Here is a 25,068-nt window from a genome sequence, read left to right on the forward strand (position 1 = left end):
GAGCTGAAGCCGTAATAACTGGAGGATATGATGTTTTTCAACGAGGAGTTCGAGACCCTTCCACGCCAGGCTCTCGAAGCGCTGCAGCTCAAGCGACTTAAGTCTCTGGTGGAACGACTTTACGCGAATGTTCCCTTCTACCGCACCTCCCTCGACCGCGCGGGGGTCACCGCCGACTCCATCACATCTCTTCAGGATTTGCAGCGTCTACCCTTCACTACAAAGCAGGATATGCGCGACTCCTACCCCTATGCCCTTTTTGCAGCTCCCATGGAGGATATAGTCAGGATACATGCATCAAGCGGCACCACCGGAAAGCCCACCGTCGTCGGTTATACCCAGAGAGACATAGAAACTTGGACTGAGTTGATGGCGCGCTCCTTTGTGGCTGCCGGAGTTCACAAAGGAGACATAATCCACAACGCCTATGGGTACGGCCTCTTCACCGGCGGGCTCGGCGCCCACTATGGGGCAGAGCGGCTCGGAGCCTCAGTGATACCCATATCAGGCGGAAACACGAAGCGCCAGATCATGATCATGCAGGACTTCGGCTCGACGGTCCTCACCTGCACACCCTCCTACTCCCTCTTCATGGCCGAGGAAGCAAACGCCGAAGGGGTCGACTTCCGCGATCTAAAGCTGCGTGTCGGGATATTCGGGGCGGAACCATGGTCAGAGGCTATGCGGGGAGAGATCGAGTCAAAGCTGAACCTGGACGCCATCGACATCTACGGCCTATCAGAAATAATGGGCCCGGGTGTTGCCATCGAATGCATCGAGGCAAAACAGGGCCTGCACATCTGGGAAGATCACTTCATCCCGGAGATAATCGATCCGCAGACAGGGGTGCTGCTTCCCGAAGGGGAGAAGGGTGAGCTGGTCATCACGACCATAACGAAGCAGGGAATACCGCTGCTCCGTTACCGGACACGGGACATTACAAGCATCACCTACGAGCCCTGCGCATGCGGCCGTACTCATGCGCGGATAGCCAGAATGAGCGGCCGCTCCGATGACATGCTTATCGTTCGGGGAGTCAACGTTTTCCCATCCCAAATCGAATCTATCCTTGTCGGAATAGAGGGGGTGGAGCCCCACTACCTGCTGATAGTGGACCGGAAGGATAACCTCGACACCCTGGAAGTTCAGGTGGAGGTAGACGAGCGGCTCTTTTCCGACGAAGTAAAGGTACTTCAGGCACTGGCAAAGCAGATCGAGAAAGAGATAAAGGATATGCTTGGGGTGACCAGCAATGTGAAACTGGTTGAACCCAAAACAATACAACGGAGCGAAGGAAAGGCGAAACGAGTAATCGATAACCGCAGAATCTAGGAGTGGTTAGTACCATAGTCTCGCTGACGTCTTTTGAACCGCCATTTCCCGCGAGCTTCTGCCGCTCCCACGTCCCGCAGTCTGCAGGTGCGACGAACTTACTGTTTCTGAACAAACGATTTTTCCAACAACCGCTAAGGGGGCTACCCATGAAAGTCGAACAGATATCGATCTTCATCGAGAACAAGTCGGGAAGGCTTGCTGAGATTACTCGAATTCTTGGCAATGCCGACATCAATATCCGCGCCCTGTCTTTGGCAGATACCAGTGACTTCGGGATACTGCGGATGATAGTGAATGACGTGGAGAAAGCCAAGGCAGTTCTCAAGGAAAAAGGTTTTACCGTCAGCAAAACCGAGGTGGTTGCCGTGGAAGTGTCAGACCGCCCCGGTGGTTTGTCAGAGATTCTCCAGGCGCTCGACCAGAAAGAGATCAATGTGGAATACATGTATGCATTCGTCGAGCGTTGCGGAGGCAATGCCGTAATGATCTTCCGATTCGATGAAACCGACAAGGCCATTGCGGTTCTCAGGGAACAGAACTTCAACGTGCTCGAAGGGGAGCGGCTTTACAGCCTGTAACTAATCCGTATGGGAGGGGAGCAGTTATGATGAAAAGGGTTGCTGTAACACTTTTGCTGGCTCTGATGCCTTTCGTAGCAGGTATTAATCTTTCGGAAGCCGCAGGTGGAACCGTCAGAATCGGCGGTCTATTCGCTGTAACCGGCCCTGCCTCCTTCCTGGGGGAGCCGGAAAAGAAGACACTGGAGATGCTCGTGGCTGAAGCCAATGCCAAGGGGGGCATCAATGGCATGAAGATAGAGGCGGTAATCTATGACACCCAGGGAGATGCCACGAAAGCCGTACAGCTTGCCACTAAATTGATCAAGAACGACAAGGTTTCGGTAATCGTCGGCCCCAGCACCACCGGTGAATCAATGGCAGTCATTCCCGTTGCCGAAAAGGAGCGGGTTCCCCTGATCTCCTGCGCAGCTGGTATCAAGATTACTGAACCGGTCAAGAAATGGGTATTCAAGACACCCGCCAATGACCATGTTGCAGCCGAAAAGATACTGAACCACGCAGCGAAAGCGAATATCAGGAATATCGCACTACTCACCGTTACCGATGGATTCGGATCATCCGGCCGGGAGCAGATCAAGGCACTGGCCGCCCAGAAGGGATTCAAGATTGTCGCTGACGAAGTGTACGGCCCGAAGGACACCGACATGACGGCGCAGCTCACCAAGATCCGGGGTATCAGGCCAGACGCCATCATCTGCTGGGGGACCAACCCCGGTCCTGCCGTCGTTACCAAAAACGTGAAGCAACTCGGCATCAGGATCCCACTGTACATGAGCCATGGTGTCGCTTCCAAAAAATACATCGAGCTTGCCGGTGCCGATGCCGCCGAGGGAGTGATGCTTCCAGCGGGTAAACTGGCCATATTCGACGTTCTTCCCAAGACTGATCCTCAGGTCAAACTTTTGAAGGAGTACAACGCATCATACAAAAAGAACTACGGGGTCGAAGCTTCTACCTTCGGCGGTTACGCCTATGACGCCTTCCTTCTCATCGCCAATGCCGTCAGGAAAACCGGCGGCTCCACCCCGGAGCAAATCCGTAACGGGATCGAGCAGGCCCAGCGACTCGTGAGTGTATCGGGGATCTTCAGCATGACCCCTAGAGACCACAATGGTCTCGACCTCTCCGCATTCGAGATGGTCAGGGTAACGAAGGGTGACTGGCAACCGATCAAATAACATGTCATGGGGATTTCCCTGAGGAGGTCGTATGAAATTCAATCGGATTGCTGTCGCCACGGCAGCTTTCACGCTCTTCGCATCAACCGCATTTGCAGCCGGCACAGTCAAAATCGGCGGGCTTTTCGCCGTGACCGGTCCGGCCTCGTTCCTTGGCGAGCCTGAGCGTAATACCGCGCAGATGGTGGTGGATCAGATCAACAGGGCAGGTGGTGTAAAGGGGCGCAAACTGGAGCTGGTCGCCTATGACACGGCCGGCGATGCCACCAAGGCTGTACAGCTGGCAAACAAGCTGATCAAGAATGACAAGGTCTCCGCCATAATCGGGCCGAGCACAACTGGTGAATCGATGGCAGTCATTCCTGTTGTCGAAAAGGAGCAGGTACCTCTCATATCATGCGCTGCCGGTATCAAGATTACCGAGCCGGTTAAAAAATGGGTATTCAAGACAGCCCAGAATGATACTCTTGCGGTTTCACAGATTTACGAGTATCTGCAGAAACACAGAGTCAACAAGATCGCCATCCTTACGGTTTCAGACGGCTTCGGTTCCTCCGGGCGCGAACAGCTCAAGGCCCAGGCGGCCAGATATGGAATGCAGATCCTCGTCGATGATACCTTCGGACCGAAGGATACGGACATGACGTCTCAACTTACAAAGATCCGGGGTTCTCATGCCCAGGCGATCATCTGCTGGGGCACCAATCCGGGACCCGCAATCGTAGCCAAAAATGCGAAACAGCTCGGCATCAAGATCCCTCTCTACATGAGTCACGGCGTCTCCTCAAAGAAGTTCATTGATCTTGCAGGGGACGCGGCCGAAGGGGTACGTCTTCCTTCCGGTAAAGTCATCGTTGCCGATCTGCTGCCAAACACCGACGCCCAGAAGAAATCACTTATGAGCTACGTCAAGGCTTACCAGAAGCAGTACAGGGCCGAAGGTGATCACTTCGGTGGACACGCATGGGACGCGGTTATGCTGATAAAGGGGGCAATCGAGCGCGGGGCACAAACGCCTGCGGCGATCCGGGACCAGTTGGAGAAGACCCGACAGTTCCACGGGATCGGCGGAACCTTTACCTATAGCGCTGCCGACCATGCCGGCCTCACCAAGGATGCATTCGTACTGGTCGAAGTGAAGAACAAGGATTGGATGCTTGTAAAATAGCGAGGATATTCCTTCGCGCAACAACCCGAGAGGCACGGGACGCCGTGTCTCTCGCTTTTTTCCCAGAGGCATGATGCAGGTCGACCAACTTCTTCAGTATTCGCTTTCAGGACTTTCCACCGGGGCCATCTATGCATTGATCGGCGTAGGGTTCTCGATCATTTACAACTCGACAGGGATCATCAACTTCGCTCAGGGCGAGTTCGTCATGCTGGGTGGTATGCTGACTCTCTTCTTTCTGAGCGTCCTGAAGTTACCCCTGTGGGCTGCGATACCCTGTGCCATAGCAGTGGCGACCGTTGCAGGAGTCCTTTTCGAAAGACTCGCCATTCGCCCTCTCCGCCAGGCCACCCCTATCAACCTCGTGATCATCACCATCGGCGGCAGCATTCTCATCAGGGGGCTTGCAATGCTCCTTTGGGGAAAGGACACTCATGCCGTTCCCCCTTTTTCGGGGGAGGAGCCTATCTCTGTCGCCGGCGCCACAATTCTGCCCCAGCATCTGTGGATTCTGGCTATCACAGTTGTCATAATTTTCGTAAACAAGTTCTACTTCTACCACACCATAAGCGGTAAAGCGATGCGAGCCTGCTCATACAATCCCCGCGCTGCGGGGCTCGTAGGTATCGATGTACGGCGGATGGTACTCTTTTCCTTCATGATAAGCTCCGCGATGGGTTCTCTTGCCGGTATAATCGTCGCTCCGCTCACCATGACCTCCTACGACGTAGGCATCATGCTCGGTCTCAAGGGGTTCTGCGCCGCCATCATCGGGGGCATGTCGAGCGGAATGGCAACCGTTATAGGCGGGCTCATTCTCGGCATCCTGGAATCCCTGGGAGCGGGTCTGGTTTCTTCCGGATACAAGGACGCCATCGCATTCATCATCCTCCTGCTCATTCTTTTCATACGTCCGCAGGGTCTTTTTGGTAAAGCAGAAACGGAGCGGGTCTAACCATGAAAAAAGACCTGATCAAGTTCTTTATCTTTTCAGCAGCTGTTCTTCTGGCACCCTATGCACTGAAGGGAGGGTATCTGCTTAATGTTACCGTTTTCGTGGGGATTCACACCATTCTTGCCATCGCATTGAACCTGCTTCTCGGATACGCGGGGCAGATATCCCTCGGGCATGCCGGTTTCTTCGGACTCGGAGCCTACATCTCCGGCGTCCTGACGGCCACCTACGGATGGAACCCATGGATCGTCATGGTCGTCGCAGCAGCAGCCATAGGCCTTCTCGCATTCGCCATCGGGTTTCCGATTCTGAAGCTCAAGGGGCACTACCTGGCGATGGCGACTCTCGGCCTCGGAATCATCCTCTACATCATTTTCAACGAAACCGTAAATCTTACCGGAGGGCCCTCCGGGCTGCCGGGCATCCCGAACCTGACCATCGGAAATATCACGTTCGACAACGATTTCAAGAATTACTATCTCGTTTGGGCCTTTACTCTCGCAGTGACGCTGCTCGCGGTGAACCTTACAAACTCCCGCGTCGGCCGCGCTTTGCGGGCCATTCACGACTCGGAGGTGGCTGCGCGGGTCATGGGGGTCAACGCCCGACTTCTCAAGGTCCAGATCTTCGCGCTTTCTGCCCTCATTTCATCGATAGCAGGCAGTCTCTATGCCCATACCATGACTTTCATCTCTCCTGCTTCTTTCGGGTTCAACTTCTCTGTGGAGCTGCTGACCATGGTGGTCATAGGAGGGCTTGGCAGCGTGTACGGGTCCTTCCTCGGAGCGGCGCTACTGACCCTCCTTCCGGAATTTCTCCGGTTCATGCATGACTACGACATCGTTTTCTACGGCCTCCTTCTCATGCTGATGATCATGTTCATGCCGGGGGGGCTCGTCCGCGGTATCCCGGATCTGATCAGAAAGGCGGCAGGGAAGAGGGGAGGGGCGTAATCCATGCTTCAGGTTGCCGGTATTACGCAGATCTTCGGTGGCGTCACCGCCCTCAGTGACGTCTCTTTCTCCATCCGTAGCAATGACATAACCGGGGTCATCGGCCCAAACGGTGCGGGCAAGACAACTCTCTTCAACATTATCACCGGAATATACCGTCAGACTTCCGGGCAGGTAATTCTTGAGGAGAAGGATGTTTCAAGATTCCCTGCTGAACGGCTTGCCCGGCTCGGCCTGGTGCGAACCTTCCAGAACATCGAGCTGTTCGGGAAAATGAGCGTGCGTGAAAATGTCATGGTGGGTCTGCATACCAGAAGCTCCTGCGGCCTCATCTCCTGCGCCCTAAAAATGCCGTGGGCAATCGCAGAAGAGCGCCGGATACGTGAACAGGCAATGCATTGGCTGGATTTCGCAGGAATCACTGATCTGGCCGATATGGAGGCTGGAAATCTTCCGTTCGGGAAGGGGCGTCTTCTGGAGATCGCCCGGGCCATGGCGCTGGAGCCGAAGATCATCCTCATGGACGAGCCGGCAGCAGGACTAAACAGCCAGGAGACACTCGGCCTGGCGGAGCTGATCCAGAAGATCAGGAACAAAGGAATCACCGTAGTGCTCGTGGAACACGATATGGAGCTGGTGATGGATATCTGCGACCGGATTATCGTTCTGAATCTGGGGAGTAAGCTCGCTGAGGGCACCCCCCGTGAAATCCAGGAGAACCAGGAAGTTGTAACGGCCTACCTGGGAGAGGATCGATAGAGTGCTGCGCCTCAAGAACGTCAATACCTACTACGGCAAGGTCCACGCGCTGAAAAATGTTTCCCTGCATCTTTCTGAAGGGGAAATAGTAACTCTCATCGGCGCCAACGGAGCCGGAAAGACGACCATCCTCAACACTATTTCGGGCGTCATTCCTGCGGCCAACGGCGATATTCTCTTTCTCAAGGAGCCGATCCGGACCTTTTCCGCCGATCGAATCGTAAAGCTGGGAATTTCACAGGTTCCTGAGGGGAGACAGGTCTTCAAGCCGCTTTCCGTCGAGGACAACCTGGAGCTCGGCGCCTACCTGCGTTATCGGGGGAGGGAAGGTAAAGAGGAGATCGGCAGGAGCAAGGAAGAAGTCTTCAGGCTCTTCCCCCGCCTTGAGGAGCGTCGACAGCAGATGGCTGGAACGCTTTCCGGAGGGGAGCAGCAAATGCTTGCCATCGGGCGCGCCCTTATGGCGAAGCCTAAGCTACTGCTCCTGGACGAACCGTCGATGGGTCTGGCGCCTCTGGTGGTGCAGGAAATCTTCAGGGTGGTATTGAAACTTCGGGACGAACAGGGAACTACGGTGCTCCTTGTTGAGCAGAATGCGAAGGCGGCGCTTAAGCTCGCCGACCGGGGATATGTACTGGAGACAGGTAAAGTTATACTTGAAGGTGTTGCATCGGAATTACTGAAAAACAAGGAAGTTGAACGGGCATATCTGGGCAAAGACAAGAAAGAAATCTGGGAACGGTGAGGAGATGGAAATGCAGCAACAGATCTGGGAGCCGACCTACGAGTGCATGCCGCGTGAAGAGCTGGAGCAGTTGCAGCTGGAGCGACTCCAGGCGACCCTCAACCGTGTCTACAAGAACGTAACCTGCTACAGGAACAAATTCAACCAGCACGGAATCGTTCCGGAAGACATAACTTCGTTGGCGGATCTTGCCAAGCTCCCCTTTACCACAAAGGAGGACCTTCGGCTCAACTACCCCTACGGCATGTTCGCAGTGCCATTGCGGGAGGTGATCAGGATTCATTCCTCTTCGGGCACGACCGGGAAGCCCACGGTGGTCGGCTATACTGCCAACGATCTCAAAGCATGGGCTAACCTGGTGGCTCGTTTCATGACCGCAGCGGGCGTCACCCATGATGATGTGGTGCAGATCGCCTTCGGATATGGCATGTTCACAGGTGCGTTCGGCCTTCACTACGGATCTGAGGCTATCGGGGCATCGGTTATCCCCATGGGATCGGGCAACACCGAGAAGCAGATCATGATAATGCAGGACTACCGTACCACCACTCTCGTCGGTACTCCCAGCTATGCCATCACCATAGCTGAACGGATGGAGCAGATGGGGGTGGACCCAAAAACACTTTCGCTGAAGGTGGGGCTGTTCGGCGGCGAGCCTTGGTCCGAAGCGATGCGCCGCGAGATCGAGACAAGACTGGGGATCATTGCTACGGATAACTACGGCTTGTCCGAGATCATAGGCCCCGGAGTGGCCGGAGAGTGTCTACACAAATGCGGGATGCATCTTTTCGAGGATGCTTTCCTTCCCGAAATAATTGATCCCGACACGGGTGAAATCCTCCCGCAGGGCAGCGTGGGTGAACTGGTGCTCACGACGCTTACTAAAGAGGCTTTTCCGATGGTTCGGTATCGCACCCGGGACATAACCTGCCTCGACTATTCGCCGTGCACCTGCGGCAGAACCCTGGTCAGGATGAAAAAGACGATGGGGCGTTCAGACGACATGCTCATCATCAAGGGGGTCAACGTCTACCCATCCCAGATCGAGGAGGTCCTTGTGGCGGTTGAGGGGTGCCAGCCGCACTATCAGCTGGTAGTCGACCGGAAAGGAAACATCGACACCCTTGAGGTCCAGATCGAGGTGACGGAAAACATTTTCTTCGACGAGATGAAGATGCAGAAGGCATTCCTGGAGCGGCTCGAGAAGCGAATCGATTCGACGCTCGGGGTGGGGGTTTCCGTCAAACTTGTCGAGCCGAATACGCTATCGCGGCACGAAGGGAAAGCCGCACGAGTCATCGACAAGCGAAAGATGTAATCCAGTGTGAGTTATATCCTGCATATAGCCTCTCTCCCTGTCGATGGAAGAGAGGCTTTGTTTTGACTTTAAAGCCGTTCCGGGCAATTCAAGACTTGACCCGCGGCTAGTTATTTTAAGGATACATTGGTGCGAAAACAGTCACTACACTATGGCTGGATCATAGTTATCACCGGATTTTTCGTTCTGTTTTCATGCCTGGGGCTGGCGAGGTACGCATATACGATGCTGCTTCCCGCAATGCAGGAAGGGCTCGGACTTTCGTACGACCGAATGGGATTCATCGGCACCGCAAATTTCGTCGGCTACCTGTTAGCAGTGATCCTTTCTCCCCACCTTATTCGGCGATTACGCCCCCGCGCACTTGTGGGCGCCGGTCTTTTCATCATTGCGGTTGCCATGGGGGGAATTGCGGCATCTCAGGGCTTCGCATCCATCGTTGTTCTTTATACTCTTGCTGGAATGGGCGGGGGATTTGCCAACATCCCAATGATGGCGCTGGTTACCTACTGGTTTCACAGTGAGAAACGGGGGAGGGCGGCCGGCCTCGTCATTGCCGGAAACGGGGCTGCAATTATCTTCGCCGGTTTCGTCGTGCCGCGCCTGACTGCACTCTTCGGCCTTGAAGGATGGCGCTACGGATGGTCTCTCCTCGCTCTGATTACGCTGTGCATTACTGGATTCGCCGCCGCTCTTCTGCGTAACGACCCGGCGGAGAAAGGACTCGAGCCGCTGGGACACCCACCTCGGGTATCGCCGTCAGAGCTGATCCCCCACGACCGCCGTCAAAACGCCCGCATGATGCTCCGTCTGGGAATACTCTATCTGATATTCGGCGCCACATTCATGGTCTTCGGGACCTTTATCGTGGCGACGATGGTGAGGGAGTTCGGGTTCTCCCAGGAGAAAGCAGGACTCTACTGGTCGTGGGTCGGGTTCTTCAGTGTATTCTCAGGGGTCGGGTTCGGGGCGCTTTCGGACCGGATCGGCAGAAAGCGCGGGCTGGCACTTGTGTTTATTGTGCAGACAGTTGCGTATGTTATGGCCGGGCTCAAGCTCGGTGGCATTGTCCTGGCCGTCTCTGTCGTCCTGTACGGCCTTGCTGTCTTTGCAATCCCTGCAATCATGGCCGCTGCTGTAGGAGATTATCTTGGACTTGCACGAGCGGCTTCCGCCTTCGCCACCGTCACGCTCTTCTTCGCCTTTGGGCAGACAATCGGCCCAGCCACAGCTGGTATCATAGCCCGCATAACAGGCACCTTCACTACGGCCTATCTTATTGCTGCCGCTCTCACTGCCACGGGGGCAGTCCTTGCCCTGACCCTTCCATCCACAAACAAGACCTGACCCCGCTTTCATCTGTGGGTGTGTTCCCTTCCTTGCCAGACTGTTGGCAAGCCAGCCGGATTAACTAAAGATATTGTCATTATTACTGCAATACCAGGTTTTCCACAGTCGCCGTACCCTTGCTGACAGTAAAAATTCCCTTGAACACAGTAACGCCGGTTACAGCCTGATAGGCATAATCGTAGCCGCCAGCTATCGTGACCGCTATACTTCGATTCAGGTTGGGGCTCTCGTTAAGGACCCCTGACCTCAGCCGTATCAGTGCACCATCGGCGGCGGCGTTATAGATCGGCTGAATAGGCGACGGACCTGGATTGGCAGCATTGATATATCCACCCCTGCTTATCGTACTGGAGCCTGCAAGATTATCGACCTTTAGAGAAACCGCATAGCTACCGGGATAGGAGTAGGTGTGAGTGGGGTTACGGTCTGTACTCGTTGAAGAATCTCCGAAATCCCATAGCCATGACACGGGCATTCCGGTAGAGAGATCGGTGAATTTTACGGTTAGTGGAGCGTTTCCTGAGGTGATGGAAGCGGAGAAGTCCGCAGCAGGAGGGAGGTCAAGGAGGGCCGTGATGACAACGTCGTCATCCAGCGTGACGGTGCATACGGAAGTTCCGCTGCATCCGCCGCCTGTCCATCCTCCGAACGTCGAGCCTGCTGCAGGCGTTGCCGTCAGCACTGCCGTGGTGCCGGATGGCAATCTTCTGGTGCAGTATGCCGTGCAGCTGTCCCCTGTGGAGAAGCTGACTGTGCCGTTGCCTGCTCCCTGGAAAACCACCGAAAGCGAATGAGCAGTGATGTTATATGATTCGCTTCTGACAGCCTCGCTGTTTCCTGCGGTGTCTCGGGCAAAATACTTCAAAATCGTGGTCGATGCGGAGACGGTTATGGGGCCGTTGTAAACCGGGGAACCGGTAGTAGGGGTTGATCCGTCAAGCGTGTAATATATGGTCGAAGTTTCGTTAGTGCTTAGCACCACTTGCTGAACAGAATCATAGGTCCCTCCCCCAGGCGATGCTGTCGTCGTCGGTGCTATTGTGTCAAATAGTATTGGTACAGGGCTGTATCTGTCGTCGGTCGTTCCATCGCCAAGCTGTCCGCTACCGTTTTCTCCCCAAGCCCATAAAGTGTCATCTCCGATAGAGGCGAAGGAAGATCGTGTTCCTGCGGCGATTGAGACTACCCTCGAAAGACCTGGCACCTGGACAGGGCTTCTGCGGGAAGCCGTCGTCCCGTCACCGAGCTGACCGCTCCCATTGTATCCCCACGCCCAGACTGTGCCGTCCCCCTTCAGAGCAACCGCATGGTTATAGCCGGCACTGATTGCGACAACCCCCGAGAGGCCCTGTACCTGGACAGGGCTGCGGCGCTCCGTGGTGGTCCCGTCACCCAACTGTCCATACCAGTTGTTCCCCCATGACCAGATACTTCCATCAGACTTTAAAGCAAGTGTGTAATAACCTCCACCGGCGATGGCAACGATTTCCTCTAGCCCCGGCACCTGAACCGGGGTGCTTCGCTGTGTAGCTGTACCGTCACCGAGCTGACCGAAATAATTTGCTCCCCAGGTCCAGACGGTGCCGTCGGACTTGAGTGCTACGGAATGGTATCCTCCCCCTGAGGCGGCAGTTATGTTAGTCAAGCCTGCTACCTTGAACGCCTCGTTGCGAGAAGCTGTAGTGTCGTCTCCCAACTGTCCGTCACTGTTTTCTCCCCAGCTCCAGAGATCCCCAGCGGCGGTGACTGTCATGGTATGGTTAGATCCTGCGGCAACAGCAGCCATAATGGGGAGTCCGGGTACCTGCTGCGGAATCGGATTGAATGAGGCGGGATAGCCTAACTGTTTGTTGCCTCCACGTCCCCATGTCCACACGCTGCTATCTGCCAGCAGAGCTGCCGAATGATCCGCTGATGTGCCGGTCGTGACAACAACTGCTCCTGCCAGCGCGGGGGAGCGGACCGGGGTGGTCTGCGGTGTGTATGTCTTCATTCCGTTGCCCAGTTGCCCCGATGAGTTTTCCCCCCAAGACCAGAGCACCCCGTTTCCCGTCATTGCGACGGTGTGCGACGCTCCTGCCGATATGGCGGGGACCCGGCTGCCCGTCGGCAGAAACTGGGCTGCCACTACTTTATCTGCATCCATCGTAAGGGTGCAGCTTCCCGCTCCTGCACAGGCGCCGCGCCAGCCAGCGAAGACGGACCCGGCATCGGGTGTTGCTGTAAGGGCTACGCTTGTGCCTGCAGCGTAGTAAGGAGAGCAATTGTCACCGCAGGTTTCTCCCGGTGAAAAGGTAACTGTCCCGCTGCCCGAACCCAGCCTGCTGTACTCGATGGTCGGCTTTCGCGTAAATGTCGCAGTTACCTGCTGATCCCCGTTCATGGTCACCGTGCAGTTTCCGGTTCCCGTACAGGCCCCGTGCCAGCCGGTGAAGAGGGAGGATGGGTCGGGAGTGGCTGTCAGGGTTACCTCTGTTCCCTGGTAGAAATACCCCCTGCACTCGGCACCGCACACGATGCCGGCAGGGGTGCTTGTGACGGTCCCTCTGCCTGTTCCGGCGATTGTGACCGCCAGTTCATTGTCGCTCGGATTCACAGGACCACAAACCCCACCTTCGTCGTAATAACCGTTGCCGTCAACATCGGAGCAGAGCTGGATTGTCTTGCCCAGTATATCTAACCCAGTTCCGGTCATGTAGCCATCGATGTAGTTACGCCAGTCGTCCCAGGTGAGGGCATACCTGTTCCCGGCCAAGGGGACGAGATGCGGATACATCTGGTCACCAGGCGCACTCTGCACCCATAAACCGTCTGTACCCCACTGTGGCACCCCCGCAGCAGTCACATGCTGCATCGAAATGTCATACTGTCCGGAGCGCCCGTCTGTCCAGATAAAAATCCCACCCCCTGCGCCGTCGGGAGTAACACTCGGTGCGATCTGGTTGTCCAGCGCGTCTGATACGGGCACACCATTTGCGGGCCATACCGGTTCTCCGCTGGAATTTATCCGCTGAGCATAAATGTTCCACCCCTTGTCCCACCAATTCGGGTCGCGTGCATCGTGCCAGACTGCAATGATTCCTCCCGCCCCATCGGCCACCATGCTGACCTCGTCTGGGCCCCAACCCGGCACCCATCTTTTAGGTGCGGCCGTCAGCCCAGTGACTACAGGGACTCCGCCCGGCTGCCAGAGATATTGTCCTTCACCACTCATCTTGACCGCATAGATGTCACTGCGATCCAAGACGGTGGCTCCCGAAGGACTCAGGGGGAAATTCCGAAAATCATGCCACGCGAATATTGCACCACCAGCACCATCGGGTACTACCTTTGGCCCGGCAACGCTTTTTTCTTCTGTACTTAGGAGTAAACCCTCAACTGCCCACACGGGTCTACCTGCACCGTTCAGATGCTGGGCATAAATATCCCAGTAATTGTTCCTTCGCATGTCCATCCAAGTAACGAAGATGCCGCCGCTGCCGTCGGTGGCCATTGATAAGTTGATTTGATTACCGCTACTGACCGCGGCGCGGACACCATCAGCCTCCCACAGAAGCTGTCCGCTGCCGCTTACCCGCTGCGTGTAAACGGCAGGAGAACCGTGGCGATAGTCAATCCAGGAAACAACAACCCCGCCTGAGCCGTCAGGAGCTACCCGTGGCTCCTCCTGCCCGCCTGCTGCTTGAGAGACGTATATTCCCTCCGGTCCCCAGAGATAATCCCCAGCAGGACTCACCCGTTGTCCCCTGAGATGCTTGTTGGCTTTTTCTTCAGGGCTCATGTTATTGTCGTTAATGCCTTCCATCCATACGATGATCGCCCCGCCTGCGCCATCCGGGGCGATTGCCGGCCTTATAGAAGCAGCTGGCGGGGGAGCCGAAGTGAGGGGCTTCCCGTTGACCTGCCACATCGGCCTGCCGTTGCTGTCGATTCGCTGGACCGCAAGGTTGGGGTTGTTTACTGCGCTTCCCCAGACATAAATGGCACCTCCCTGGCCGTCGGAAACTCCGGGAACATTTACGTTCCACAAGGGTGCCCACTCCTGTTTGCCTTCGGACTGCGAAAGGATCGTGCTGCACTGATCGATTCTAACGTCTGGATATACCGTCGCCGCAACCGTGATATCCTGACGGCCGTTGCTTGCCTCAACGGAGTCAATGGCAAGTATGCCCTGTTGGCTAGAAGTGGTAGAAGTGGTCGCCTTTACAGAGGCACGGGCCTTGCCAGTCGTGGGAACTACTGAAAGCCATGAAGGCGGAACTGCAGACCAGTTGAGTGTGCCGCCGCCGATGTTGTAAATGTCGAGAGGAAGGGCCCGAGATTCCCCACATTGGGAGTAGGGGAGGTTGTAGCTTAACTGGGAAGCAGGTATATCTAGGATTGCGGGATCGGAAGGGGGAGTGGAAGCCATGGAAAGGGCGCGGGCTGCATTGAGCCTCCCCCATCCGTACACCGGGTCGAATCCAGGCAAATCAAGATCCGCTTTTCCGACCATGTCATCGGATGAATGGCGAAGAATGGAAACGATCTCGTTGCGGGTAAGTGCAGGATTTGCGGCGAGGAGTAGGGCTGCAACGCCGGAAACATGAGGTGTCGCCATGGAAGTGCCGGCCATACGAGTATAGACATCACCGACTGCATAATCGGGGCTGCCGGTACCGCTTGCCCGCAGAGAGAGTATATTATAAAGACTGTCAGGTATCAGAGGGTTGTCCTGCGGTCCTCCTCCCGGTGCAACTACATCAACCATGCGGCCCCAATTGGAGAAAGATGAGAGGGAATCATCAACCCCAGTAGAACCTACAGTGACAACCTCCTGTATATTGGCAGGATAGGAATATTTTGCGTCACTGCTGTCATTGCCTGACGCAAACACGACAATCGAGCCTAGGCTGTGAGCGGTGGTTATCGCATCCTCGATGGCAGGGTCTGCAGAGCATCCCCAGCACCCCCAGCTGTTGTTTATGATATCGGCACCATTGATAGCCGCATAGACGATGGCATTTGCCAGATCGTCCAGTCCGCCGTTGCCGCTGTCGCCCAGTCCTTTGACCGGCATCACACGCGCCTGGTAGGCAACTCCAATTAAGCCGATAGAGTTATCTCCAACTGCTGCAATGGTCCCCGCCACATGTGTACCATGGCCATACCTGTCAGCGGGGTTATTGTTTCCGGCCGAAAAATTCCATCCTCTGACGTCGTCAATAAACCCGTTGTTGTCATCATCTACAGTCGGATTGCCATTCGCTTCGGCTGTGTTCAGCCACACATTGCCGACGATGTCCGGGTGGTTATAATCAAGCCCTGTGTCGACAACGGCGACAACTATCCCCTGACCTCCAGTGGTGTCCCATGCCGTTTCGGCTCCAATTTTCTTTAGTCCCCACAGGTCATTAAAAAGGTTGCCCCATGAACCTGAAGAGGAGTAGTAGGGATCATTGGGCACAAGCTGGGCTGAGGCGACCTGAACCGGAACTGCATAAATTACATTTGGATTTGAAGCGTATTCCCTGCAGATTGCGGGAACATCGACATCTTCAGATGTTTCATAAACATAGATACTGGTGAGGTCAGGAATTGCCTCTCTCTGCGCCGCTCTTGCAGTTCTTCTTTGATATTTGGCCTTTGCTATGCCGATGCGCTCAGAAAGTAGCTGCTTCCGGTGACCAAGGGGTTGCTTCACCTGTGAAGCCTTTGCTGGCTCTTCGAGGATATGAGAGAAGAGGGGCTTGACTGATTTTATTTTATACTTCTGGTGTAAACGATCGAGTTCTTCCCCGTTGGCAGGAGTTGCGGCTGAAAAAGAACGATGCCTGTCATGAATAGTGTCGGCAGGCTCAGACAGAGTTTCGGCGAATTTGACAATGAAACGCCCCGGAATATGGCGCTGTTTTGAATCCGACTCCACCTTCCCAGGCACCTGCACCGGCATGCGAGGGAAGCGTTGGATACGTGGAGTTGTTTCTGTAGACTGTATGGCTGAGGCGGGAAAAGCAAACAGAATCATGGTGGTTATGCCCATAAAGCAAGCTGCCAGAGACCGGAAACTGTTGCGTTCAGACACTTAGCTCCCCCTGTTTATCACATTCATTTCAAGTCAACTTAAAGATGACTTCAACCATTACCTAAAGAGTTAGCGCACTATAATACGTACCTACAGGAGTATCAACGGAATTTAGGAGATAAGCAGTGGATGATGGATAGAACGAGACGTCGGAAGAAAAAGCGTATCCACTTCGTCCATCCATTTTTGAGATCGAGATTCAAGCTTGCTCGTTGTCAAACAGCGTCTAAACTTCTTGTAGACCATCAGCGACTTTATCAGGTTAGCAGCTCGAAACTAGAGGCTGGAAAGACAGATGCAGGCATAGCATTGCCGGGAGTATCTGAATGTATGAGACCCCAGAGCAGTACTTGGAAATAGTGAAGCGCGAAGTCCGGAAACTCGAGGATATTTGCCACTGTCGAATATTCGATGGGGAAAATAATTTCTGCCCGCGTTGTGGAGAATACGGCACGTGGGATATCGAAACAAAAGGTTTCGTGGACGAGTACGGCAACTCCATATACTACAGCACGGTCTACTACGAATGGCGCTGCAGGATATGCGACATCAGGAGATGCAACTAACGGTCAAATGGTGAGGATGAGAGGATCGCGGCTTAAGAGGTTTTGTGTTGCTGCTGCGCCGCCGCATGCTGCTGCTGCACGTAGAACTGGTCTCTAGTTTTTGCGTCCCATAAGATATATTATGTCAAGTTGATACCGTGGAGGTATTCTCCATTTAAAGTGCAAGAGCAGCCCCTTTATCACAACCACATGATTCTTCTGCATGAGGATATGATGTTCGCGCGCTGGTTCGAACCCAGAAGACCGTCCAGCGGCAAAAGAACCCATACCAACCCCTTCGCCGGGCGGGCAAAACGTCTTACAGGGCAAATCTGGAGGCCTGTGCTGCAACAGCTTATTTATTGGATTTTACCGAGGGAGTCCTGATCGTATCGATTGTGGACGTGACCGGTCTGCGTCAGCTTTTTTTCGGCTCCCGCAATTTCAGTAACCAACGCGACAATCCTCCTGACAACCAACTCCTCCAACAATCGCCCCTTCTCAGCTGTCCCCTTTGTTGGATCACCCCAGACTCCACCCGGCCAATACTTTCGCTTATCCCGGACAAGGATGCCCATTGGGAACTGTGGATATTCCTCCTTCCCATCCCCTTTCACAAGGTGAGGGTGGGAGTGCAGAATTCGGGAGGTCTCGATCTCCCCGGCGTGGGAGTCGTTAGATGTTTCCACAAGGTGCCTTCCTTCGCAGGCAGCGAGATCGTATTCGGTCACCACCGCTATTGTGATGTCCGGGATCTCGTGCAGCAGCTCCTCGCCGGCGTCCTGAAGCGCCATCCGATGAGCACCTCCGGCGTGGCCAGTAAGTACGATCACGTTCCGCATCCCCTGCGTATATAGGGAGCGTGTGATATCTTTCATTATAGATTTGAGCGTGGATGTCGAGATGGAGATGGTGCCGGGATGGCATGATGTGGAACGGCATGAACCGTAGTGGATGGGGGGAGCGACAAAGAGAGGTATCAGCTTCGCCGCCCCCTTCCCCACTTCGTAGGCCTGGATCGTATCGGTGGAAAGCGGCAGATGGTCTCCGTGCTCCTCCACCGACCCGAAAGGTATTAGAACCGTCTGGGTTATTTTCAGTCCGGCATCGAATTCGCTCATCGTCATTTCTTCGATGATCATACTTCTACTCCAGACTCTGAATTGAGACATAGTTTGGGACTGCTAGAGCTGCCCCATGAACTTGTGCGTCTGCGGTATAACCCGCACATCCGTGAGGCACCTTCCTGCCATCTCCTGCATCTCCAGCGCCCGAATCGGCGCGATGCCAGGGGTTCCATCGGCCCTTGTCACCGGCTGAAGGATGCAGGTTATGCGAGGATTGACTTCGGCGATCATTTCCGCCGTCCGCAGTATCTCCCAGTCCTCGGTTTCTGCGCTCACCACAGCCTTCACAAAAACCGTCGTGCGTGCAGCGATTTTCAGGAACCGACGATGCTCTTCCCAGAGGCCGGTACACCCGGAACTCGACGGCAGCTTGATATCCATGCTGATGTAATCGAGATGCGGAATAACTTCACTGAGCGCATGGTGCAGAATCCCGTTCGTCTCAAGGTAAACAGGAAGAATAGCCCGCAGTTCGGGAAGCCACTCCTGCAGACAGCGGTGGTTGATGAGCGGTTCTCCTCCGGTTATGCTGAGGGAATGATGAATTCCTGGGAGTGCCGATTCCCAGAGCTGCAGCAGCCGCGCAACCCGCTCCAACGGAACCGGGTTTCTCTCCCGCAGAAAATCCTGCCGCCCCGGTGTCTCCTCTAGTAGCGCCTCCTCGGGTGGCTCGTCGCTACGCGTATCACAGTACTCGCAGGCGAGATTGCAGCCGTGAAACCTGAGAAAAGCCTGGCGCAGCCCCACCAGCACTCCCTCCCCCTGAATTGAGGAAAAAAGTTCAACGATTGAGGCAGACCCATTATTCATAGTAGCTGGCGTTGGCGTAGTCCGACTCCCACACCGTCACCATATGAACGTTGACGTTCTGGGTATTGAGCTTCTCAGACAGCTCCCGGTAGAGGTAGCGGGCGATGTTTTCGGACGAAGGCGACAGGTCGGCAAACGGAGGAAGCTCGTTGAGATACTTGTGGTCCAGGGTCTTCAGGAGCTGGTTCGTTTCCGACTTCAGTATCTTGAAGTCTATGCCGAGTCCTGCCTGATCCAGCTCCCGGGCGGTTACGGCGACCTCTACCTTCCAGTTGTGTCCATGGAGGTTCTCGCAATCTCCCTGGTAGTGGGTGAGACAATGGGCGGCGGCAAAATAGGTATGGATCTTCAGCAGGAACATGAAATGGCCTCTCCAGAAATTTTCGGGAATAATAGCATAAAAATAGGAGGATGCGAGCAGGATTACCCGCCTTCCACTGCAGTCTCCCCTGGACGCCGCCGTATTCCAAGCCTCATGCGCGCCCACATCTGGACCCTGTCCATGTAATAGTAAACTACAGGGGTTATATAGAGGGTGAGTAGCTGGGAGACAAGCAGCCCGCCGACGACCGCAAGGCCGAGAGATCGCCGAGCATCTGCCCCTGCCCCGAAGCCGATCGCAATGGGGAGCGTTCCCATAAGTGCGGCCATGGTAGTCATCATGATCGGACGGAAGCGGACGAGACACCCCTGGTAGATTGCGTCCATTGGAGCCTTTTGTTCTGTGCGTTGGGCTTCCAGGGCAAAGTCAATCATCATGATTGCGTTCTTCTTGACGATGCCTACGAGCATGATGATTCCCACAAAGGAATAGAGGTTCAGATCCTTCCCGAAGAGTAGAAGCGTCAGCAGTGCTCCGAAGCCGGCCGAGGGGAGTCCGGACAGGATCGTTAAGGGGTGGATGTAGCTCTCATAGAGGATTCCCAGGACGATGTAGATAACGAGAATAGCCATCACGAGGAGGAGCGCAAGCCCCTTTGTCGATGCCTGGTAAACCTGTGCTGTTCCCTGAAAACCCGTAGTAATGCCGGCAGGGAGCGATCTCGCTTCACGCTCTACAGCGGTCACAGCAGTGCCGAGGGGGACGTTTGGTTTCAGGTTGAAGGAGATGGTTACGGAGGTTATCTGGCCAAGATGGTTTACCGTCAGGGGGCCCACCCCTTGGTTCAGGGTGGCGAGGGCCGACAGGGGAACGAGCTGTCCGGCGTTGCTACGGATGTATAGCTGTCCAAGTGCCGAGGGATCTTGCTGGTAGCGGGGCTCGACCTCCATTATCACTCGATACTGGTTGACGGGAGAATAAATAGTTGACACCTGCCGGGCGCCGAAGGCTGAAAAGAGGGTATCCTCCAGTTGCTCGGCGGTGATTCCGAGGGCAGCGCTACGATCACGGTCGATCTCCAGATTCACCTGAGGGTTCTTGATTTGCAGGTCGCTCGTGACATCCTGGATCATCGGGAGCGCGCGAAGCTTCTGTTCGAAAGCCGCCGCATTGTGATAAAGCTCGTCGGTGTCAGGGCTCTGGAGCACAAACTGGTACTGGGCCTTGGATGAGGTCGCTTCGAGGCGTATGGGGGGCGGATTCTGCATGAACATCAGAATTCCCGGCACCCCTGAAACCTTCGGGCGAAGTTTCTGAATAACCTGGTCGGCATTCAGCTTCCGCTCGTGGCGGGACTTGAGCTTTATGAACATGGAGCCGCTGTTGGATCCTACCCTGCTTCCCGTAGCGCCTACGGAGGACATAAAGGCCTCGATGTTGGGCTCTTGGAGCACGATCTCGGCCAGCTTCATTTGATTACGCTTCATCTCTTCAAAGGACGCCCCCTGAGCTCCCTCGGTGGTAGCGAAGATGGCACCAATGTCGTCCGAAGGGAGAAGCCCCATCGGCATGATCTTGAAAAGCCACACCGTGGCGAGGGTCATAAGAAGGGTCACCGCAATAGTGGCACGACGGTACTCGAGCACCTTTGTCAGGGTACGCTCGTAGAGTCGTAGCATCCCCTCGAAGAATAGCTCCATTATATTGTAAAGCTTGCCGTGCACTTTTGATTCGGGTGGCTTGAGGAAACGGCTGCAGAGCATGGGGGTAAGGGTCAGGGAGACGACTCCGGAGATGAGGATTGCTATGGAAATGGTTACTGCAAATTCGTGCAGCATCCGGCCCAGCATCCCCCCCATGAAGAGAATCGGGATAAATACGGCCACTAGAGAGATGGTCATCGAGATGATAGTGAAGCCGATCTCCCGGGAGCCCTTGTAGGCGGCTTCCATCGGTTTCTCCCCATGCTCCATGTGTCGCACGATATTCTCCAGCATGACGATGGCATCGTCCACTACGAATCCGACGGAGAGGGTGAGAGCCAGGAGGGTGATATTGTTGACGGAGAAGCCCAGAAGATACATGGCGGCAAAAGTGCCGATGATGGAGAGTGGGAGCGCCAGGCTTGGTATCACGGTAGCCGAGAGGTTTCGCAGGAAGAGAAAGATGACCATGATGACGAGGGCCATGGTGAGGACAAGCGTGAACTTCACATCGGCCACCGACTCACGGATCGTTTCAGTACGGTCGAAGAGGACATTCAGTTGGACCGATCCTGGAAGCTGGTTCCGGAAGCTGGGAATCTCCTTCTTGATGCTGTCCACAACCTGAATCGTGTTGGTCCCCGGCTGTCGCTGGATGGCCAGAACGATGGCCCTGGTCATGATCCCTTTGGTGTTGTACCAGGCGGCAACCTTGTCGTTCTCGACGCTGTCCGTGACGGTTGCGATGTCGGCGAGTCGAACCGGCGCTCCTCCCCGATAGGCTACCACTAGCGGCTTGTAGGCATCCGCGTTGTAGAGCTGGCCTGTTGCCTGGATGGTGAAGGCCTGACGCACGCCCTGAAGTCCGCCGGTGGGAAGATTTACATTCCATCTGCCGAGTGCCGTAGCCACCTCATCGATGCCGATCTTACGCGAGGCCAGCGCCAGCGGGTCGAGCTGCACCCGGACGGCGTATTTCTGGGAGCCGTAGACGAGGACCTGGGCCACGCCGCTGATCATGGAGATGCGGGGAGAGATGACGGTGTCCGCGTATTCGTTCACACGCGGCAGGGGTAGAGTCGGCGAGCTGAGTGCCAGGTAGAGAACCGGCTGGTCCGCCGGGTTCACCTTCTGGAAAGAAGGGGGGGTAGGCATGTCAGAGGGGAGCTGCCGGGCTGCCTTGGAGATGGCCGCCTGGACATCGAGAGCGGCTGCATCGATATCCCGCTTGAGATTGAATTTCAGGACGATGATCGAGACTCCCTGCCCGTTGGTGGAAGTCATGGAATCAAGTCCGGAAATGGTAGAAAATTGCCGTTCGAGAGGTGTGGCGACGGCGCTCGCCATTGTCTCAGGGCTTGCCCCGGGAAGGTTGGAGGTGACCTGGATGGTTGGATAGTCGATCGCCGGCAGGTCGTTCACCGGCAGTATCTTGTAGGCGAAGAGCCCGAAAACCATTACCGCCAGCATGACGAGGCTCGTCATGATAGGTCTGCGGATAAAGAGGGACGCGATGTTCATTGCTTATGTCCAGGCAAGCCCCCCGATGGCTGAGCTTGTGACTCTCCTCCCCTTTTCTCATGCCTGACAGCGACTTTTGCTCCCGGCATGACCCGCATCTGCCCCTCTGTTACGATGCTTTCACCAGGCTGAATCCCCTGGAGGATGACCACCTGTCCCCCCTGGGAAATTCCAGGTACCACCGAGCGTTGCTCGACTGTATTGTCCCTCTTGACCACAAACACAAATGGACCCTTCTGCCCGGCCTGCACTGCATGCTGGGGCACTACTGTCGCGTTCGCAAGTATGGAGAGCGTCATCGTGATCTTGACGAACTGTCCGGGCCACAACCGGCCCTTCCCGTTCTGAAATGTCCCTTTGAGCTTTATCATTCCGGTAGTGGGGTCCACGAAATTATCGATGAAGGTCAGATTCCCCCGTTCCGGCTCCCCGGTATCGTTCGGCAGGCGTGCTTCGACGGTAAGTGCTCCGCTTGCCAGCCGCCGCTTAATCTCCGGAAGTTCCTTTTCAGGAATGCTGAAGGTTGTGTAGATGGGAGTTATCTGGTTGATTGTCACAAGAACCGGATTGTCGTTCGCCTTCACGAGGTTACCGGCGTGTACGGCCAGGTTGCCTGTCCGCCCGCTCAAAGGGGAGCGTATGGTGCAGTAGCCGAGCTGGATCCTTGCATTCTCCACCGCTGCCCGGTCCGCTGCCACAGTGGCGCCCAGCGCCTCGGCTGCAGTGCGGTATGTATCGTACTGCTCCCGAGTCACTATACCCTCCTGCACGAGGGTCGCATATCGCTTTGCCTGCTCTTCGGCATTCTTAGCCTGGGCGATATCCTTCGCAAGTAGGGCTTCCGCATGGCGAAGGGCAGCCACGAAGGGGGCGGGGTCGATAGTGAAAAGGACCTGCCCCTTTCTGACATCCTCCCCCTCCCGAAAATGCACGCGCACTATGGTCCCGCTGATTTGCGACTTTACGCCTACGGTGCTGTAAGCCTCAACGTTGCCGATGGCAGCCAACTGAACCGGAACATTTCTCTGTTCAGCCACGACCACCCCAACAGGCACGGGAGGCTTGGGACGAGGCGGCTCTTTCTTCTTTACGCACGACACGAGGACCAGACAGAGGATGGGCATGATGGACAAAGGCACCATCACCCGTCGACAGCGGCACGACATGCTACTTGCTCCTCTCGTACAGCGTGTCGGCTTCATCAACAGACACTTTTACCCCCTGGCGGGACAGGAGGTCTCCGGTTACGCGCCATAGCTGATATATTGAGCTGTTATAGGCTGCGAGAGCCTTCACCTCTTCCCCTTTGGCGGTCACGAGATCGTTCTCCACATCCAGCACGTCCCTCATAGTAGCAAGCCCGACCTGGCTTCTCTTGATGAAAGCGTTGAGACGCTCCTCGGCGTAGGCCCTTCCACGTTTGGTGACCTCCAGCTGCTTGTAGTTAACGTCAATTGCCCGGACGGCCGCGCGGACTTCGTTTGCGACAGTTTCTTGCTGACTCTTTATCAGCATCCTGTTCTGCTCGATCCTCAATTTCGTCTTGATATAATCGTTTTCAGCTGTCCGGTTACCAAGGGGATAGCTGAACTGCAGCCCTACGCCCCAGACAGGGTAGTCGCCGGAACCGAGGCGCTCGAGGTCGCGGCTGTAGGTACTCCCAAGACCTGTCGGAGCAACCGATGCAGTAACGAGGAGGTTCGGGAGGGTCTGCTTTCTCGCCACACGATTCTGCAATTCGCTTGTTTTAAGGGCCGCGTCCAGCTGCTTCAGTTCCGGGCGCACTGCCATGGCCCGTTTCATTTCGGCGGCTTCATCGGTCGGATAAGGGTCCGTCCTGAAAGCATCCACCGGAACGATCTCCATGTCAGGCGGAAGCTGAAGAAGAAGCCTCAATGCGTCGTTCTGATCCTTCACCGCCCGCTCCGCATCCAGCAGTTCCCGCTGGCGCGAGGCTACTCCGAACTCCGCATTGATGATCTCCATAGCCGGAAGAACCCCAGCCTTGACCCTTGCCTGGGTGTCGCTCAGTATCCTTTCGGAGAGAGCCAGTGAAGCCTTTCTGATATCGACGTCCTGACGGGAGGAGACAAGCTGGAAATACTGTGCAGTCACCTGGTTAACCGTGTTGAGGAGCCTGGTCTGGAACTGCTCGAATGAACCTTCTTTATTGAGCCTGGAAATCGAGATGTTGAGCTCTGTCACTTCCTGGCCGAAGTTCTGGAGAAGCGGCTGTGCAACATTGAGGGTCAGGTCCGACTCATAGAAATCCCGAATCGATCCGAAGTTGGCCTTCGTCCAGTTATTGTTGAATGTAAGACCGACGGTACCGCCCGTGGGGAGCAACTGGGTCGCTCCGGCGTTGTAGCTGACCGATTTCTGCTCGATGGTGGGAGAACCACCGGTAATTACATTATTTGTCGCAAGGGTTGTCGAGTCCCGGTAGTCGAGAAGCGCGGAAAGAAGGAGATCGTATATCCCGCGAAATCTATGAATATCCGCTTCGAACAGCGCGGTATTATAAAGTTCAGCGCGGACATCCAGGTTACGTTCTGCCGCCATCCTGATCGCTTCCTGCAGCGTCAGTCTGCGCACAGCATCCTCCCCTGCGGCTCCGCCCGCACATAAAAAGAC

18 protein-coding genes are annotated in these 25,068 nt (G+C 55.4%); 11 read left to right on the plus strand and 7 right to left on the minus strand.

What is annotated here, in order from left to right; genetic code table 11:
* Nucleotides 1-30 precede the first annotated feature (30 nt).
* The 10 genes from CFB04_RS05070 to CFB04_RS05115 all read left to right on the plus strand — a co-directional run bounded on the left by CFB04_RS05070 (nt 31) and on the right by CFB04_RS05115 (nt 10,339).
* Nucleotides 31-1,332, plus strand: a complete 1,302-nt coding sequence (locus CFB04_RS05070) for a phenylacetate--CoA ligase family protein (protein ID WP_172825544.1) — start codon at nt 31-33, stop codon at nt 1,330-1,332.
* Between the two features lie 149 nt (nt 1,333-1,481).
* Nucleotides 1,482-1,913, plus strand: coding sequence for an ACT domain-containing protein (locus CFB04_RS05075; protein WP_088534260.1), 432 nt, complete (start codon nt 1,482-1,484; stop codon nt 1,911-1,913).
* 29 nt (nt 1,914-1,942) lie between these two features.
* A complete protein-coding gene (locus CFB04_RS05080) occupies nt 1,943-3,094 on the plus strand; it encodes an ABC transporter substrate-binding protein (RefSeq protein ID WP_088536710.1) in 1,152 nt (383 codons plus the stop codon).
* 31 nt (nt 3,095-3,125) lie between these two features.
* Nucleotides 3,126-4,262 (plus strand): ABC transporter substrate-binding protein, encoded by a 1,137-nt coding sequence (locus CFB04_RS05085; protein WP_088534261.1) that lies wholly within the window; start codon nt 3,126-3,128, stop codon nt 4,260-4,262.
* 73 nt (nt 4,263-4,335) lie between these two features.
* Nucleotides 4,336-5,217 (plus strand): branched-chain amino acid ABC transporter permease, encoded by an 882-nt coding sequence (locus tag CFB04_RS05090; protein ID WP_369833278.1) that lies wholly within the window; start codon nt 4,336-4,338, stop codon nt 5,215-5,217.
* Between the two features lie 2 nt (nt 5,218-5,219).
* On the plus strand, nt 5,220-6,170 hold the full coding sequence (locus tag CFB04_RS05095; RefSeq protein ID WP_088534263.1) for a branched-chain amino acid ABC transporter permease: 951 nt from the start codon (nt 5,220-5,222) through the stop codon (nt 6,168-6,170).
* Nucleotides 6,171-6,173: 3 nt separating this feature from the next.
* Nucleotides 6,174-6,929, plus strand: a complete 756-nt coding sequence (locus CFB04_RS05100; RefSeq protein ID WP_088534264.1) for an ABC transporter ATP-binding protein — start codon at nt 6,174-6,176, stop codon at nt 6,927-6,929.
* 1 nt (nt 6,930) lies between these two features.
* Nucleotides 6,931-7,674, plus strand: a complete 744-nt coding sequence (locus tag CFB04_RS05105; RefSeq protein WP_088534265.1) for an ABC transporter ATP-binding protein — start codon at nt 6,931-6,933, stop codon at nt 7,672-7,674.
* Nucleotides 7,675-7,684: 10 nt separating this feature from the next.
* Nucleotides 7,685-8,992 (plus strand): phenylacetate--CoA ligase family protein, encoded by a 1,308-nt coding sequence (locus tag CFB04_RS05110; protein WP_088534266.1) that lies wholly within the window; start codon nt 7,685-7,687, stop codon nt 8,990-8,992.
* A 129-nt stretch (nt 8,993-9,121) separates the two neighbouring features.
* On the plus strand, nt 9,122-10,339 hold the full coding sequence (locus tag CFB04_RS05115) for a YbfB/YjiJ family MFS transporter (RefSeq protein ID WP_231934378.1): 1,218 nt from the start codon (nt 9,122-9,124) through the stop codon (nt 10,337-10,339).
* 82 nt (nt 10,340-10,421) lie between these two features.
* On the opposite strand, the gene CFB04_RS05120 is transcribed toward CFB04_RS05115, so the two are convergent.
* Complete coding sequence (locus CFB04_RS05120) at nt 10,422-16,406, minus strand: S8 family serine peptidase (protein ID WP_088534268.1); 5,985 nt, start codon at nt 16,404-16,406, stop codon at nt 10,422-10,424.
* Nucleotides 16,407-16,732: 326 nt separating this feature from the next.
* Here CFB04_RS05120 and CFB04_RS05125 point away from each other — a divergent pair, with 326 nt between their 5' ends.
* Complete coding sequence (locus tag CFB04_RS05125) at nt 16,733-16,972, plus strand: hypothetical protein (protein WP_088534269.1); 240 nt, start codon at nt 16,733-16,735, stop codon at nt 16,970-16,972.
* Between the two features lie 338 nt (nt 16,973-17,310).
* Here the strand turns inward: CFB04_RS05125 and CFB04_RS05130 are convergent, their stop codons facing one another.
* From CFB04_RS05130 to CFB04_RS05155, 6 genes are all read right to left on the minus strand, one after another.
* Nucleotides 17,311-18,093 (minus strand): creatininase family protein, encoded by a 783-nt coding sequence (locus tag CFB04_RS05130; RefSeq protein ID WP_088534270.1) that lies wholly within the window; start codon nt 18,091-18,093, stop codon nt 17,311-17,313.
* Nucleotides 18,094-18,135: 42 nt separating this feature from the next.
* The gene (locus CFB04_RS05135) at nt 18,136-18,888 is read right to left on the minus strand and encodes a 7-carboxy-7-deazaguanine synthase QueE (RefSeq protein WP_088534271.1); all 753 of its coding nucleotides are present in this window, start codon (nt 18,886-18,888) and stop codon (nt 18,136-18,138) included.
* Complete coding sequence (gene queD / locus CFB04_RS05140; protein WP_088534272.1) at nt 18,881-19,249, minus strand: 6-carboxytetrahydropterin synthase QueD; 369 nt, start codon at nt 19,247-19,249, stop codon at nt 18,881-18,883. The genes CFB04_RS05135 and queD overlap by 8 nt, the downstream gene beginning before the upstream one ends.
* Nucleotides 19,250-19,311: 62 nt before the next feature.
* On the minus strand, nt 19,312-22,434 hold the full coding sequence (locus tag CFB04_RS05145; protein ID WP_088534273.1) for an efflux RND transporter permease subunit: 3,123 nt from the start codon (nt 22,432-22,434) through the stop codon (nt 19,312-19,314).
* Nucleotides 22,431-23,600: an efflux RND transporter periplasmic adaptor subunit gene (locus tag CFB04_RS05150; RefSeq protein WP_231934379.1), complete on the minus strand. Its 1,170-nt coding sequence runs from the start codon at nt 23,598-23,600 to the stop codon at nt 22,431-22,433. The genes CFB04_RS05145 and CFB04_RS05150 overlap by 4 nt, the downstream gene beginning before the upstream one ends.
* A 1-nt stretch (nt 23,601) precedes the next feature.
* Complete coding sequence (locus tag CFB04_RS05155; RefSeq protein WP_231934380.1) at nt 23,602-25,029, minus strand: TolC family protein; 1,428 nt, start codon at nt 25,027-25,029, stop codon at nt 23,602-23,604.
* Between the last annotated feature and the right edge of the window lie 39 nt (nt 25,030-25,068).

It is taken from the genome of Geobacter sp. DSM 9736, assembly GCF_900187405.1.
GTDB lineage: Bacteria > Desulfobacterota > Desulfuromonadia > Geobacterales > Geobacteraceae > DSM-9736.